General features: G+C 43.0%; 11 protein-coding genes and 1 pseudogene. 7 read left to right on the top strand and 5 right to left on the bottom strand.

Annotated features, from left to right (window positions below):
- Nucleotides 1–3: 3 nt before the first annotated feature.
- The gene (locus AC1DRQ_RS18300) at nucleotides 4–474 is read right to left on the bottom strand and encodes a PTS sugar transporter subunit IIB (RefSeq protein ID WP_477426157.1); all 471 of its coding nucleotides are present in this window, start codon (nucleotides 472–474) and stop codon (nucleotides 4–6) included.
- Nucleotides 467–871 carry a PTS sugar transporter subunit IIA gene (locus AC1DRQ_RS18295; protein WP_477426155.1) on the bottom strand — a complete coding sequence of 135 codons (405 nt, stop codon included), beginning with the start codon at nucleotides 869–871 and terminating at the stop codon, nucleotides 467–469. The genes AC1DRQ_RS18300 and AC1DRQ_RS18295 overlap by 8 nt, the downstream gene beginning before the upstream one ends.
- Nucleotides 872–1,359: 488 nt before the next feature.
- Here AC1DRQ_RS18295 and AC1DRQ_RS18290 point away from each other — a divergent pair, with 488 nt between their 5' ends.
- From AC1DRQ_RS18290 to AC1DRQ_RS18280, 3 genes are all read left to right on the top strand, one after another.
- Nucleotides 1,360–4,341: a glycosyl hydrolase family 28-related protein gene (locus AC1DRQ_RS18290; protein WP_477426153.1), complete on the top strand. Its 2,982-nt coding sequence runs from the start codon at nucleotides 1,360–1,362 to the stop codon at nucleotides 4,339–4,341.
- A 183-nt stretch (nucleotides 4,342–4,524) separates the two neighbouring features.
- Nucleotides 4,525–6,321: a glycoside hydrolase family 9 protein gene (locus AC1DRQ_RS18285; protein WP_477426151.1), complete on the top strand. Its 1,797-nt coding sequence runs from the start codon at nucleotides 4,525–4,527 to the stop codon at nucleotides 6,319–6,321.
- Nucleotides 6,322–6,338: 17 nt separating this feature from the next.
- Nucleotides 6,339–7,466 (top strand): redoxin family protein, encoded by a 1,128-nt coding sequence (locus AC1DRQ_RS18280; protein WP_477426149.1) that lies wholly within the window; start codon nucleotides 6,339–6,341, stop codon nucleotides 7,464–7,466.
- A 435-nt stretch (nucleotides 7,467–7,901) separates the two neighbouring features.
- Here the strand turns inward: AC1DRQ_RS18280 and AC1DRQ_RS18275 are convergent, their stop codons facing one another.
- On the bottom strand, nucleotides 7,902–10,817 hold the full coding sequence (locus tag AC1DRQ_RS18275) for a triple tyrosine motif-containing protein (RefSeq protein ID WP_477426147.1): 2,916 nt from the start codon (nucleotides 10,815–10,817) through the stop codon (nucleotides 7,902–7,904).
- Nucleotides 10,818–11,107: 290 nt separating this feature from the next.
- Here AC1DRQ_RS18275 and AC1DRQ_RS18270 point away from each other — a divergent pair, with 290 nt between their 5' ends.
- The gene (locus AC1DRQ_RS18270) at nucleotides 11,108–11,875 is read left to right on the top strand and encodes a ThuA domain-containing protein (protein WP_477426145.1); all 768 of its coding nucleotides are present in this window, start codon (nucleotides 11,108–11,110) and stop codon (nucleotides 11,873–11,875) included.
- Nucleotides 11,876–11,949: 74 nt separating this feature from the next.
- Here the strand turns inward: AC1DRQ_RS18270 and AC1DRQ_RS18265 are convergent, their stop codons facing one another.
- The gene (locus tag AC1DRQ_RS18265) at nucleotides 11,950–12,717 is read right to left on the bottom strand and encodes a ThuA domain-containing protein (RefSeq protein ID WP_477426143.1); all 768 of its coding nucleotides are present in this window, start codon (nucleotides 12,715–12,717) and stop codon (nucleotides 11,950–11,952) included.
- Between the two features lie 171 nt (nucleotides 12,718–12,888).
- On the opposite strand from AC1DRQ_RS18265, the gene AC1DRQ_RS18260 reads away from it, so the two are divergent.
- The 3 genes from AC1DRQ_RS18260 to AC1DRQ_RS18250 are packed head-to-tail and all read left to right on the top strand — an operon-like array spanning nucleotide 12,889 to nucleotide 15,060.
- Nucleotides 12,889–13,485: a DUF4468 domain-containing protein gene (locus tag AC1DRQ_RS18260; protein WP_477426141.1), complete on the top strand. Its 597-nt coding sequence runs from the start codon at nucleotides 12,889–12,891 to the stop codon at nucleotides 13,483–13,485.
- Nucleotides 13,486–13,530: 45 nt separating this feature from the next.
- Nucleotides 13,531–14,286, top strand: coding sequence for a ThuA domain-containing protein (locus tag AC1DRQ_RS18255; protein ID WP_477426139.1), 756 nt, complete (start codon nucleotides 13,531–13,533; stop codon nucleotides 14,284–14,286).
- 21 nt (nucleotides 14,287–14,307) lie between these two features.
- Complete coding sequence (locus AC1DRQ_RS18250) at nucleotides 14,308–15,060, top strand: ThuA domain-containing protein (protein WP_477426137.1); 753 nt, start codon at nucleotides 14,308–14,310, stop codon at nucleotides 15,058–15,060.
- Between the two features lie 125 nt (nucleotides 15,061–15,185).
- Here AC1DRQ_RS18250 and AC1DRQ_RS18245 read toward each other — a convergent pair.
- Nucleotides 15,186–15,373 (bottom strand): annotated as a pseudogene (locus tag AC1DRQ_RS18245) (hypothetical protein); the annotation flags it as partial.

Below are 15,373 nucleotides of genomic sequence, written 5' to 3'. Positions count from 1 at the left end.
GGGTTAAATTAAAGTATCAATCATAATTTTTTTATCCGTAGGCACCTGCCTCACTTCCAGTTCAAGGCCTTTGGCCAGCATTTCTTTAATGATGGTTATATCATCCTCTGTAACGGCGATGGCTTTAGCTATAGAACGGGTTCCTTCTTTAGTCCTGATGCCACCAAAATTTACCGACTGTATCTCACTTACCTCATTGGCCAGTGCCGCGGCATCTTTTACTGAATTTACTAATACCAGTATTTTCAAACTCTGGCCGCGTGGGTCATTCAAAAAAGTAACCGTATCGGCCAGTGATTTTATTAAAAGCTTTGCCGAGGCTGGTTTGGCCAGGCCCAGGGTCATTTTCATAAATTCGTCTTTAGCTACTTTATCGTTGGCTACTATCAGGCAATCGGCGCCGAGGGCGGGCGTCCAGGTCATGGCAACCTGTCCGTGTACCAGTCTGTCGTCAATACGGGTTAGCCTAATCATTTTGCTGTGTTATCAGTTTATTCACGTATACCATTTGCTCTTTGGCATTATTAATGGCGCTTTCAATCACCTCAATAACCGGGGTATCGGTATCGCCCATCATGATCTCGATCACTAAGGGTAAATTAAAGCCGGATACGATGTGTACATTTTCTTTCAGCGCTTCGCGCAGCATAATGTTGTTCACGCTGCCGCCAAGCAAGTCGGTGAAAATGATGAGTTCGTCTGTATTGGTAATATTGGTTAAAACTGCTGCCAGCTCATCCTCCACAATAATGTTCTCATCCAGATAGGCCTGGATCAGAAACACATTATCCGTTTCACCAATAATGATATCTAATGACGATTTTATTCCCTTGGCAAAAGCCCCATGCGTGGCGATTAAGAATTTTCTCATAGTAACGTTTATAAACCCTCAATCAGTAACCTCTCCAAATGGAGTTATCTGTTAGGGATGATGAATCAAAAACTTAAAAAATAAGCGCCGTAACGGTCGCCATATTCAGGTTATAACACTTTGCAAGTATGCTATAAAGTTAAACGATTTTCTATTTTTTACGCACTACATTACCACTACAAAATGCTGTAATTGTTTAGCTTATACTGTTTTTGGCTATAAAAACAAGTGTTAACGGCACTACATTAAAGAGCCGACGTAATACAAACAGGTGGATAGATTTTGCCGGCACGGTAAAACACCTGGCTGGTTTGTAACTAAATTGATATAATCCCTTATTGTTTAACCAGGTAGTGGTAATGTAGTGTTACTAAAATCGTAACTGGAAAAACTAATCTTGAATTTTGTTTAACGGGTAAAACAGATATAAACTATAAGTTATATTTAAACATCCGTATGTATGATACCATTCTAAAACCAGATCTATTGTGAAGAAACCTTTATTATTAGCTGTACTAATACTTTTAACCTATACCATTTGTTTTGGTAAGCCCTTAACTGATGGAACACCCTTTGGAATTGGCAGATCTTTTTACCAGCAGCGCCTGGATGATAAAGACGCTGTTTATTTTACACCTGATAAATACCCTATTAAAGCCGATGGTAAAACCGACATATCTGATGCACTGCAGCAGGCCATCAAGGATGTAAAGGATAAAAATAATTTCGGTGTGCTTTTTATCCCCGAAGGGAAATACCTTATTAGTAAAACCATATTTGTACCGCGGGCGGTGCGGTTGATAGGCTATGGTAGAAACCGCCCGGTAATTATACTGGCTAAAAACTCGCCGGGTTTTCAGGTGGCGGACAGTACGGATAAAGGCAAGGCAAAATATATGTTCTGGTTTGTAAATAACCTTTCCAAACCGGGTGAGGGAGTGTCTGATGCCGGCGCTTCAACTTTTTACAGTGCGCTATCAAACATCAACCTTAAAATTGAAGATGGGAACCCGGTAGCGGTGGCCCTGCGCACCCATTATGCCCAGCACAGCTTTATAGCTCATGCGGATATTGACGCGGGCAAGGGCAAGGCAGGTATGTTTGATGTGGGTAACGAGATGGAAGATGTACGCTTTTTTAATGGTGACTATGGCATTTATACCACCAAGCCATCACCCGGCTGGCAGTTTATGATGGTTGATACTTATTTTGAAGGCCAGCGCAAAGCGGCCATCCGCACCCAGGAAGCAGGGTTGACCATTGTACGCATGAGCGTTAAAAACGTGCCTACCGTAATTGAAATTAACCCTAACTATCATGAAAAATTGTTTATGGAGGATAGCCGCTTTGACCATGTAAGTGGTCCAGCTATTGTTATCAGCAATGAGGATAATGCCTTTAACCAGATCAGTTTGCGTAATGTGGATTGCCGTGATGTGAAGGTGCTGGCCAGCTACCGCCGCAGCGGAACAAAAACGGATGGCGCAGGGCCAATTTATAAAGTAAAGAACTTTATTTATGGTTTGCAGATGGATAACCTGACTGCCGATCCGGTATATAAAGCTACTAAGGATCTGCAGCCTTTAGAAGCTTTCCCGCCATCTGCTAAAAAAGACATCCCCGATTTTCCGGCGATAAATACCTGGGTAAACCTGCAAACGCTGGGTGCAAAAGGAGATGGCGAAACGGATGATACCAAAGCCATACAGGATGCCATTGATAAGTATCCGGCTATTTATGTACCGCAGGGCATGTACCGCATTACCGAAACTTTAAAATTGAAACCCAATACTGTACTGATAGGTCTTAACCCCATTGCTACCCAGATATTGCTAAAAGATAATACACCTGCATTTGGTGGTTTTGGCGGACCAAAACCTATTGTAGAAACCTCCAAAGGCGGCGCTAACATCATCACCGGGATAGGTATTTCATCAGGCAGGATCAACCCACGGGCGGTGGCTTGTAAATGGATAGCGGGTGAAACCTCTTACATGAATGATGTGAAGTTTTTAGGCGGTCATGGCGGCATGAACAAGCCCGGCGAACAGGCCGGCCCCGGTTTATACAAAGGTAACGACAGTGATATGTGGGATACGCAATACTGGAGCCTTTGGATAACCGATGGCGGCGGCGGTACCTTTAAAAATATCTGGTCGGCCAATACTTATGCTACGGCGGGCGCATACATTTCCAATACCAGCACGCCGGGCCGTATTTATGCCTTGTCGGTTGAGCATCATGTACGCAATGAAGTGCGGTTTAACAAAGTAAGCAACTGGAAAGTATATGCCCTGCAGCTGGAAGAGGAGAGCCGTGAAAGCACCGAATGCCAGCCGCTGGAGCTGGAAAACTGCAGCGATATGACCTTTGCTAACCTGTATATGTTTAGGGTGATCAGGGTGATCAAACCGTATCCTTACTCCATCAGAAGCTGGAACAATAAAAATGTAGAGTTGCTGAACGTACATAATTACAGCCAGATCAAATACACCACTACCGATCCGTTGTATGATGTGGGCACTAATACCACCGTGCGCCCATGGGAGTTTACCCGCCTGCTTATTAACAGCAGTAGCGCAGTTAGTGAACAAGCGGTTCAGGGTAATATAAAGAAACTTGCCTCGGGTTTTGAGTTTGCCAATAGCGTGTGTACTGATGGCAAGGGTAACGTGTACTTTAGTGAGGCCCGCATGAGGCGCATTTATAAATGGGATGCTACAGCTAATACTATTAGTTTGCTGGCCGATTATCCCTGGGAGCCGCTTTCGCTGGCTTGTGATAAAAACGATAACCTGCTGGTAGTGTTTAAATATGTACCTAAGCCTGGTTATTTGGTTGATGGCAAACCTGAAGAATTTAAAAATCCGCCGGATGCAGCCGGAACTTCCTTTAGCGGTTGGGGAAACTCGGGTTTTGGTAGTTTGGTTTATTCTATAAATCCTGAAAACCCCGACGAAACCATTCAGCCGTTGAAAAAAGAAGCGATGCCTACAGGCAAAACCGTTTACCAGGCGCTTTACCCGGCACACCGTTGGCGTGATTATCACGATTTTAATACCGTATCGGTAAATAAACCAACCGAGTGCTTTGTAGCACCTGATGGGGTAACGATTATCCCGGTGGTGTATGACCTGGCCCGGTCAAGCGCGCTGGTAGCCGCTTATCCCGGTAAACCTGTTTATACTACTGATGAATATGATAAGCGTACTGTACAACTTGCAGTAAGCCCGGAAGGCTATTTGGGCGATTTGAAATACTTTGCCGAGCGCGGCGAGTTTGATTCGGTAGTTGATGATAAGGGCAATGTGTACATAGCCGATGGACAGGTATATAAATATGACAACAATGGTAAGCAGATTGGTGTAATAAAAGTACCTGAACGACCAACCTCCATTGTTTTTAGCAAGGATAGAAAAACGCTATATGTCACAGGGCATAATGTCTTATATGCGGTAGCTATAAATTAAAAAGGCTTCGTGCGATTCCCCTCTTGAGAGGGGTGGAGGGGGGGTAAGTGCAGATAGACACACCCCTGCCAACGCTCGGTCTAACGCACCCCCTCTCAAGAGGGGAACTGAAAATTTTGTAAATTTAATTAACCTTATAATACCCCGATCATGATAAAAACGACGTACAGGTTTTTAATTTTTATGATAGTCGCACTGCCTGCCGCGGCATTCGCGCAAAAAGTTAAAGTGGTAACAAATCAGGTGGGTTATGAAGATACCAAACCCAAAAAAGCCATTGTGGTTACAGATAAACCGTATCCCATAACAGCATTTGCTTTGGTTGATGCTGATGGTAAAACGGTGTTTACCGGCAAGTCGACCTATAGCGGCAAGGTACCTGGCTGGAAAAACCGGGAGTTTTATACGCTTGATTTTAGCAGCTTTACTACCGACGGTACTTACCAGGTGCAGATCAGTTTGCCTGGTAAAAAGATAAGCTCATACCCATTTAAAATAGGGAAGAATGTGCTGGAGCAGGCTACCCTGTCAGATGTGGTATATTACTTTAAAGGGCAGCGCAGTGCCGGTGAAATTGATAAGGCCGACCATCATTTGTTGCTGGCCGGTAAAACCACGGATACTATTGATGCCCATGGCGGATGGTATGATGCTACCGGCGATTATGGCAAGCATTTTTCGCACCTGTCGTTCTCCCTGTATTTTAACCCGCAGCAAATACCTTTGGTGGCCTGGAGCCTGCTTAAAACAAAAGAAATTCTTGACAAAAAAACTACCACTGATTTCAGGCAGATAAACCGCCGTATTTTGGATGAGGCTACCTTTGGCGCCGACTATCTGGTGCGGATGCAGGCTAAAAATGGCTCATTCTACAGATCTGTATCCGCTCCCGGGCCGGGAAAACTGGCTAAAGACCGGGTAATTCGTGCCGAAGATGCATCTTATCGCATTAAAAAAACCAAAGACCAACCCTTTAGCAACAGTGCCGAAAACAGTGATTGGCACAGGTACCAAACCAGCTACCGCTCAGGCGGTGGTATGGCTATTGCCGCGCTGGCTATGGCATCAACCATAAAAGTAAACGGCGATTTTACCAGCGAACAATATCTGCAAGCTGCCGAAAACGCTTTTAAATTCCTGGAGGCCAATAACAAACTTATGACCTTTGACGGGCGTGAAAACATATTGGATGATTATTGTGCACTAAGCGCCGCAACCGAACTATATAAAGCCACTAAAAAAGCCGAATACCTGGCTGCCGCAACCAAACGGGCCAATAACCTGCTCAGCCGTTTATCGACCTGGAAAAACTACCAGAATTACTGGAAAGTCGACAGTACCGACAGGCCATTTTTTCATCCATCGGACGCGGGATTGCCAGTGGTTAGTCTCATTTATTTTTATCCTTATGCCGATCAGGCCATGCAGGCATCCATCAAAAAAGCCATCAAAGCTTCCTTTGATTTTGAATTGAAAGTAACCCACGAGGTGAATAACCCTTTTGGCTATAGCCGCCAATTGGTGCAGGATACATTGGGCAAACGCCGCACTTCTTTCTTCTTCCCGCAGGGCAGCGATGCCTCGCCGTGGTGGCAGGGCGAAAATGCGAGGCTGAGCTCTATGGCAACAGCAGCGCGATTGGCCGCCAGTCTGTTTACCGATGATAAAGCTTATCATGACCAGCTGGAAACCTTCGCGGTTGATCAGTTGAACTGGATATTGGGCCTCAATCCTTTTGATGCCAGTATGCTGCAAGGTACCGGGCATAATAATCCGGCTTATGGTTTCTTCGGTACGTTTGAGTATACCAATGCCCCAGGAGGAATTGTAAATGGTGTAACATCAGGCCTGAATGACGAGAACGATATTGATTTTAATTTGTCCTACGCCCAGATCCATAAAGATTATGACTGGCGCTGGGCCGAGCAGTGGCTGCCACATACGGCATGGTACCTGCTGGCTGTTGCTGTACATGAATAATTAACTTTATTAGAGATATGAAGAAATTTCGCTTTACACAGATTGTTGTATTGCTGCTGGCCTTTACGCAGTTTACCTTTGCACAGGTAAACCATCCCACATTGGCCACAGGCGCTGCAGCGCCCGATTTTAGTTTGCCCGGTATCGATGGGAAAACCTATACGCTGCAGTCGTTCAAAGATGCTAAAGTGCTGGCTGTTGTTTTTATCTGCAACCATTGCCCAACATCGCAGGCTTATGAAGACAGGTTGGTGAAACTCACCAGTGATTATGCAGGTAAAGGTGTAAAAGTGGTGGCTATCAACCCCAATAACCCGGCTTCGCTGCGTTTAGATGAATTGGGTTATAGTGATGTAGGTGATTCATTTGATGATATGAAGGTACGCGCCAGAGACAAGAAATTTAACTTCCCTTACCTGTATGACGGCGAAACGGAAATAGCCTCTAAAAAATATGGTCCGGTAGCTACACCGCATATCTTTATTTTTGACAAGGACAGAAAACTTCGTTACAACGGTCGTATTGATGATATGGAGAACCCGGCCAAAACGCCTAAATCTCTGGATGCACGCAATGCCATTGACGCCGTATTGGCGGGTAAAGAAGTGGCGGTACCGGTAACTAAAACTTTTGGCTGCTCTATAAAATGGGCCGAAAAGCAAGACTGGGTACAAAAAGCAGCCATAACCTGGGCCAATGAACCCGTAAAGCTGGATACCATTGATGCGGTTGGTATAGCCAACCTGATAAAAAACAAATCCGATAAATTGAGGCTCATTAATTTATGGGCTACCTGGTGCGGGCCCTGCGTTGCGGAGTTTCCGGAGTTGGTAACTATTATGCACCTGTACCGCGACAGGGGATTGGAATTTGTGACCATCAGTGCCGACGATCCTTCACGTAAGGACAAAGCTTTGAGCTTTTTGAAAGGCAAGCAGGCATCGGGCCCCAATTATTTATATACCGGCGATGATAAATATAAAATGATAGAGGCCGTTGACCCTAAATGGGATGGTGCCCTGCCTTATACCATGCTGGTTGATCCTGATGGTAAAATTATTTACGGCAAACAAGGTATCATTGATCCCGAAGCATTAAAGAAGATCATTTGGGATGGCCCGACAATGGGGAGGATATATAAGTAAACGCCATTATTTCAAATTAAAAACCGCGTCATTGAGGTACGAAGCAGAAGCTCCCTCTAAACGGCGCAGCCATCATGAACGCAAAAAATAAATATAATAATGTGAATAATCTCCCTCAAAAGGGGAGACTTTAAAAATCATTTTAAAGCCCTCTCCAAAGGAGAGTAATAGCCTATGAAAAGACAGTTATCAAACTTTGAAGGGAAATAACACCGTCCACAGTTGACTCACCCGGTCTACGCTTCGCTGGACCACCCTCTCTCCGGCTTCGCCGCAAAGAGGGTAAAGGAAAAAAATGTTGAAATCCCCTCTTTGCGCGGAGCGTAGAGAGGGGTGACAAGCGCAGCGATGTCGGGGTGAGTCGATACCGCGTTTAATTCTGGTCGTCCGTCTTTTCATAGCCTATTACTCTTTGGAGAGGGTTGGGTGAGGTTTCTACTTCGTAATATCAATCAGAAAATCATACAAATTGACCTCTGTTGACAGCATTAGTTTTTTGCGTACACGGTACCTGCTGATCTCTACGCCTTTGAGCGAGATATTCATCAGTTGGGCTATTTCTTTTGATGTTAGGTTGAGCCTTAGATAAGCGCAAAGTTTCAGATCAGTAGGACTAAGGCCCGGGAACCTGGTTTTCATGATAGACAGGAAATTGTTGTGCACCTGATCAAAGTAAATGGCGAAATGGTTCCAGTCATCATCCTTTTTCTCGGTATCACTTACCAGCTTAAAAACACTCCTGAACTCATGGGTAAGATCCGGGAGGTTCAGTTTTTTAATGGTGCCTACTAATTCTTCCCTGATATTTAACAGTATGCGCCCACGTTCAACCAGGTGCATGGTAATGGTGGCCAGTTCCTTGTTTTTGTAATTGAGCTCGGTTTCCAGGTTGTTGTTTTTCAGGGCGATGATCTCTTTTTCATTCCTGTCAAGCTCTAAACTGTGCAGGTAGCTCAGGCGTCGCTGTTCTTCCTCATGTTTTTTCTGATGCAGATCAAACCTTTTTTGCTGTTCTTTTATAGCCCAATATGCGGCGCATGCTACCAATAAAAAATAAAACAAGTATGCCCATACAGTTTGGTACCAGGCAGGTTCTACTATAAAAGTATAATTTACAGGCGATGAGGCATTCCCCAGGTTATTACGTACCCTTACCGAAAACGTATATTGACCGTAGGGCAGGTTGGTATAATCCTTCTCGGTTTTTACCGACCATTTTGACCATTCATTATCAAAGCCTATTAGCTTATAAGTAAATTCTTCATTGCTTTTCTGGGCGAACAGAGTTGATGAATACTCAAAGTGAAAGGAGTTCMAGTGATTGGATAGGGTGGTGATCTGTTTGCTGCTTTGGTCGGTGGCTATCTGATTATCCTTCATGAAATAACCACCAAATATCAGGCTGTCTTTTTCGGCTATAGCTTTTACCGTAGTTAGCAATACATTCAGTTTGGTCTCTGACTGCACATATTGGCGATAATTTAAATGAAAAAAGCCATTGTTTGATCCTATAAAAATGTTTTCCGCATTATATGGAAATATGTATCCGGCTGATTTTACAGTTTGCCCGGCCAGTTCAGGGAAATAAATAACGGTATAAGGTTTGCCAACCGATGGCTTGCTGAAATCGATCACGCCAACCCGCTGATCACTGATGAACCAGATATTGCCGGTTGTATCAGTTGTTAAATGTTCAACGTAAGTATTGTCAAACACCGGTTTGAAAAGTGCCGACTGTTCAAATTTATTTTTACCGGCGTTGTATTCATACACACCCTTTTCGGTGGCAACCAATACCTTGTTTTTAATAAAGTAAACATGATTATTTAATACCGATGGCAGGCCATTATGGTCAGTGTATTGGGTGTAACGGATGATCTTTTTCCTGTCGGCAGCCAGTTGTAGTTTAAAAACACCCCTATACGGATGCGATGCCCATATCACATTAGTATTATCCCTTGCTAAAGTGGCCAATGATTCATACAGGCCTTCCATTTTTCCATCATTTTTAAAATCGCCGTTGCTGTATTTGATCAGTTGCAAACCTGTGTATGTGCCGGCAATAATATCTGGCGAGGAGGGGATAGATATAAACCGCCATGCGCCTTGCCCGCTGGTTATGGGTTTAGCATGATTATTATCAACCATAAAAGCGCCGTCCTCATGTCCCATTAAAAGATGATTGTTTATTTGACTTAAGCTCCATACCTGCCCCTTGGTATTTTCAACCTCTGTAAATACCCCCTTATTGGTGCTGATATCTTTTAACCGCGGATCAAGCGGAGCGCTGAATAAACCGTTTGATGTGCCAATAAATAATTTATTATCAAATACGCTTACGGCATTACTTTTTGTTTGATTCTCCTTAGTGGCATAAATATGTTTAACCGAGGTACTGTAGTTTATAAAATCAACCCCGCTTTCCAGACCGAGCCATAGGTTTTTATCACGGTCGAGCAGTAAGCCAAGCACATTGTTGTTCTGCAGGCCTTCGTTGTTCGAAAACCGCTCAACTACATTTCCTTTGCCGTCAATTATAATGAGGCCCTTTGCCTTTGTGCCGATGGCATAGCGGTCGTTACCTATTTTTTTGGCACAATTAACCAGGTCGTTGTGTAAAATGGCATCAATGGCGGTCGGTTTTTTTATTAAGGTTGATCCTGTAAGCAAAAACAGTCCTTGTTTTAAGGTGGTAACCAATACGGTATCCTTATTGTAGTCCATTATGCCTGTAATGTGCAGATTGGCCGTTTGTAACTGTGTGCGGCAGGGCTGCCATTGGTAATCTTTAAAAAACATCAGGCCCTCGTCCTTATCTTCGGCAAACAGTTGTGTGCCTGCCTGGGTCAGCAAACGCCATCCACCAGGGGCGTCAAATGTTTTGATCTCGTTGTTATTGTACTCAAATACACACTCAATAGTACGAAAGAACACTTCGTTTTTAAACAGTACAATACTCCATATATCGGCAAACTGCCGGGCCTTTTGCGGCATCAGGTTTTTTATGGAGTGATATTTTAAAATACCGTTCCCATCCGGAAAAAAGTAACCTATCTCATCCTGTCCGCCTACAAATATCCTTCCAGAAGGATCAATAGCCAGAGCTTTGATGGTGCCTTTATTAGGCAGGGGGTATATTTTCCAATAGCTGCCATCAAACGTTATCAGTCCATCATTATTGGCAAAATAAAGTATACCGTTTTTGTCCTGCTTAACATCCCAAATTTCTGTGCTGGCATTATAATCAGTGTGCGTGTAATTTTTTATGGCAGGTACGCCAATGGTGGTTTGTGCATTAGCTGTATAAAGTAAAGCCCTGCAAATAATAATCAATAGTATGATTTTCTTCATTAACAAAAATTACTCGACATGATTTGAACAAAGTTTATAAAACTTACAGTATCAGATAACTGAAGTTGTTGGAATTAAAAAGGTAATTTAAAAAACATTTTTGTAAAAGGCGGGCGGTTTCGTTTGTAGGGGTATGTATAAATTGATTTTCAGTGTATTTAAGTATAAATAACAGGATTTTGTAGTGTTAATGTAGGGGTGAGGCTTGTTGATTCTATTAATCCTGGTAATGACATTTTGAAACCCTTTGTAATGTTTATTTTATTAAACCTCATTGTAAATTTAGCGTTATGTATCAGCAATTGTTAAAACAGATCATATCAGGTATTATCATCTACCTGTTCTTTTTAGGCGTTAAAGTTAATGCCCAAACCCATCATTTTAGGGTGCTGGCCGTTACCTCACGCTCCAATGATCATGAAAAAATGATGACTGCGGCAAAACCCTTCTTCGAGAAACTGGCTAAAGAAAACCATTTCGATATAGATATTACTGATGATACCAGCACAATAAATGACGCCAACCTTAAAAATTACCGGGTATTTGTAATGCTGCAACTGGCGCCCTTTGATATGTCATACAGTCAGCAGGATGCCATGCAAAGATTGGTAGAGCAAGGCAAGGGTTGGGTAGGCATACATGCCGCCGGTTTAACCGGTACGGAGTTTTTGGCTCCCAATACCAAATACTGGCAATGGTTCCAGAACCTGATGGGTAACGTTGTTTACTCGCCGCACCCGGCCTTTCAAAAGGGAACGGTTATTATTGAAGACCATAAGCATCCGGTTGCTAAAAACCTGCCCGCAAAAATGGAAATAGAAGATGAGTTGTATGAGTATAATAAAAGTCCGCGGTTTGATGTACATGTTTTGGCTACAGCTGATGAATCAACCTATAAACAAAATAAACCCATGGGCGATCATCCCATCATCTGGACAAACGAGCATTTCCGCAGAATGATCTACATTGGCATCGGTCATTCGCCTGTATTGTTGCGCAATCCTGATTATGCTATACTGGTTAGGGATGCTATTTTGTGGGCTGCGAGCCCCCTCTAAATCTCCCCCCTGTAGGGGAGACTTTTACTTGAGTTGGTAAAGTACGCTCCTTTGAGGCGGCTTGGGATAAGATCCTACTTCTTCACCGCCCAAAATATCGTATTCCTTACCAACGTAGTGAAAACATTATCCTGAAAAAGCTCTGGGAAATGACCCATGGCAATGTAAATGTTTTTGGCTTTCATGTGCTCGTTGGTCCATATCACTGGGTGATCACCCATTTTAATATCCCTGTTGGGTACATACGTATTTTCGTCAATACTGGCCAGCACATGAACATTAGGACGCGGGCTGTGGTTATAGGTATACCATTCGTCTTTTGTGGTAAAAGATGCCGGTAAACCCGCCATAATGGGGTGGTTTTTATCCTCAATAGTAAGCAATGCCGTTGTGCCCCCGTGTATATTGTCCTTAAACATGATATCGCCCATGAATTTGGAGTACCATTGCCACATAGGGTAGCCATCAAACACACCCAGCAGGGTAGGGTGATGGAAACCAATCCAGCCCCCTTTACCCTGTTCCAGGTATTCTGTAAAAGCATCCTGGGCTTCTTTTTCCCAGGGATACGGAGGATAATCAAGTTGAATAAAAAGCTGGTACTGTTTCAGAAATTCTTTAGTGATAGGTTGAGTATTGGTAATGTAATCGATTGTGAAATTGCTGTCGATGGCAAGTTGATCCAGCCATATTTTAGCGGCGGCGTCAAATAAAGCATGTCCTCCACCGGTTTCGGCAAGTGCGATAACCTTAAACCGGGGTTGTTGTGTTTGTGCCACAGCAAGTGCCAGGCTCCAAATGATCAATAAATAAGTAAGCAGATATTTTTTAAGGGTTTTCATGATATAGTCCTGATTGGCGACTGGAAACAATTATAGGAGAAACTTTTTGTTCTGTACGGGCAATCATAACAGCGTAGTGGTAAAGTAGGGCACTGGTAAAGGCTTTTTATAATAGTAAATCTTGATATTTGAAATACAGTTACGGGGATAGGTTGATAAGCTCAAATAGCTATGAATAATAAAATTCATATCGAATCACCGGCTAACGCTTTACCATCAATTATGCAACAAATACCAGTTATAGGAAAATTACTTTTCGCCCTTTTAATGCTGGTGCCTGTGGTGAATTACGCCCAAACAGACGCGGCTAAAATTGATATCCCCATGAAAAAAGGGAAGATCAATTATGAAAAAGCTTACATCGCTAATAAAGGCTTAAACAAAACCGAATTATATAACCGTGCAGCCAAATGGTTTCAAAAAGTATTCCCTGATCAACAAGGCAAGAGTACAACCAACAAAGAATCCGGTGAGATAAACGGAACCGGGAAATTCAAGGTGATAACCAGCGCTTCGGGAAATTATTACTGGCTTAGGTTTAATGTAGATATTGTGGTGAGCGATACCGGTTATACCTTCAGTACATATAACTATTACGAAAAACCAATTGAACCTGGTATAACCAATGATTATTCAAAAATTGAATATCGCTGGTGGGATTATCGGCAGGGCCATCCCTGGTCGGTAGAAGATGAAAAGCTTTTTACGGGTTTAAATTCAAGTACCTTAACCTTGATGGGGTCGTTTAAAGCGAATATGGAACAATAAACGGTGAATATTATTTTGAACAATTTATAATACTATAAACTATATATGAAAAAATTACTGTTGCTTATTTGTGTCAGCGTATTTGCCTGCTTTAACCTTAAAGCACAACCCAAACATTTTAAAGTGCTGGCCTTGTACGAAAATGGTGGGCACCATATTGAATTTTCAAAACGAGCCAAAGTATGGTTGGATAAACTGGCTGCCGAAAAAGGTTTTACCATTGACTATATACAGAATACTGATAAAATTGATGACGCCTTTTTAAGCAACTATCAGCTGTTTCTTCAGCTTGATTACGTACCCTATGCCTGGACAGATAAGGCGGTAGCCGCTTTTCAAAAATACATTGACGAGGGTAGGGGTGGCTGGATCGGTTTCCACCATGCTACGCTTTTAGGCGAGTTTGATGGCTATCACGAGTGGCAATGGTTCTCGAATTTTATGGGCGGTATTACCTATAAAAACTACATAGGTACCTTTGCCAAAGGGAAGGTAAATGTGGAGGATAAAAAGCACCCGGTGATGAAGGGTGTACCATCCTCATTTATCATACAGCAGGAGGAGTGGTACACTTATGATAAAAGCCCACGCCCTAATGTGCATGTAATTGCCAGCGTTGATGAATCAACCTATGATCCGCAGGGTGATATTAAAATGGGTGATCATCCGGTGATCTGGACCAACGAGCATGTTAAAGCCCGCAATATTTACATTTTTATGGGGCACTCAACAAATTTGTTGGACAATCCTGCCTGGGTTAAAATTGTTACCAATGCCATTTTCTGGGCAGCGGGCAAGTAGTGATATAATTACAGATCGTATATGTTGAAAAAACTTTTTTGCTTAATAATAACCGCAACACTGATTACCATAGCTTTTGCTCAAAGGCCAAAGTTTAAGGTATTGGCCCTTTACACCACCACCGTTGAGTCGGACCATGTTGATTTTGCCCATGATGCCATTAAGTACTTTACAGATCTGGCGGTAAAAAGGGGTTTTGTATTTGATACTACCACCAACTGGAAAAATGTAAACGATGATTACCTGAAAAATTATCAGCTGATTATCTGGCTAAATGATTTCCCGCAGAACGCCGGGCAAAGGGCAGCCTTTGTAAAATACATGGATAATGGCGGTGCCTGGCTGGGGTTTCACGTAGCGGGCTATAACGATAAATACACCAAATGGCCCTGGTTTGTAAGCTTTTTGGGCAGCGCGGTTTTTTATAATAACAGCTGGCCACCATTACCGGCAAAGTTAGTGGTTGATGACGGTAACCATGCCGTAACCAGGGGCATTCCGGCTAATTTTATAGCACCCATAAATGAGTGGTACGGGTGGAAACCAAGTCCGCGGTTGAACAAGGATATCAAGGTGCTGGTAACCCTTGATCCGGCAAATTATCCGCTGGGCAAAAAAGATATCATCAGGGATGGCGATATCCCCGTGGTGTGGACCAACACCAAATACAAAATGCTATATATTAATATGGGCCACGGCGATCAGATTTTTACCTCGGATGTGCAGAATAAACTCTTTGAAAACGCAGTAATGTGGCTGGGAAGGGGGAGATGATATCCACGTCATTGCGAGGTAGCCCCCGCTAAATCTCCCCCGGTAGGGGAGCCTTTTAGTTATAAGCCCTCCCTTCCGGGGAGGGTTGGGTGGGGCTAATTGCTTCGTACCTCGATTTCTATGATCTAAGCAACTAATTTGAGATAATTTTTTTCATATTTTCTATTTTGTCTTACACAGGAGAAAATACGTTGTACAAGTTTATTTCTTACAGCGTTTATGACACTCATTTTATTCTTCTTCTCGACGTTGACTTTCCTTTCGTAATAAAGCCTTAACTCATCATTATACTGAATGGCTACTAATGCAGCCA

This window comes from Mucilaginibacter sp. P4_E8, assembly GCF_056401495.1.
Note: the sequence above shows the minus strand (reverse complement) of the source record. Positions and strands in the feature narration are given on the sequence as shown.

Excerpts from the sequence above, each read along its gene's own strand:
- AC1DRQ_RS18300 (WP_477426157.1), bottom strand. The coding sequence starts at position 474 with ATGATTAGGCTAACCCGTATTGACGACAGACTGGTACACGGACAGGTT.
- AC1DRQ_RS18295 (WP_477426155.1), bottom strand. The coding sequence starts at position 871 with ATGAGAAAATTCTTAATCGCCACGCATGGGGCTTTTGCCAAGGGAATA.
- AC1DRQ_RS18285 (WP_477426151.1), top strand. The coding sequence starts at position 4,525 with ATGATAGTCGCACTGCCTGCCGCGGCATTCGCGCAAAAAGTTAAAGTG.
- AC1DRQ_RS18280 (WP_477426149.1), top strand. The coding sequence starts at position 6,339 with ATGAAGAAATTTCGCTTTACACAGATTGTTGTATTGCTGCTGGCCTTT.
- AC1DRQ_RS18270 (WP_477426145.1), top strand. The coding sequence starts at position 11,108 with ATGTATCAGCAATTGTTAAAACAGATCATATCAGGTATTATCATCTAC.
- AC1DRQ_RS18265 (WP_477426143.1), bottom strand. The coding sequence starts at position 12,717 with ATGAAAACCCTTAAAAAATATCTGCTTACTTATTTATTGATCATTTGG.
- AC1DRQ_RS18260 (WP_477426141.1), top strand. The coding sequence starts at position 12,889 with ATGAATAATAAAATTCATATCGAATCACCGGCTAACGCTTTACCATCA.
- AC1DRQ_RS18255 (WP_477426139.1), top strand. The coding sequence starts at position 13,531 with ATGAAAAAATTACTGTTGCTTATTTGTGTCAGCGTATTTGCCTGCTTT.
- AC1DRQ_RS18250 (WP_477426137.1), top strand. The coding sequence starts at position 14,308 with ATGTTGAAAAAACTTTTTTGCTTAATAATAACCGCAACACTGATTACC.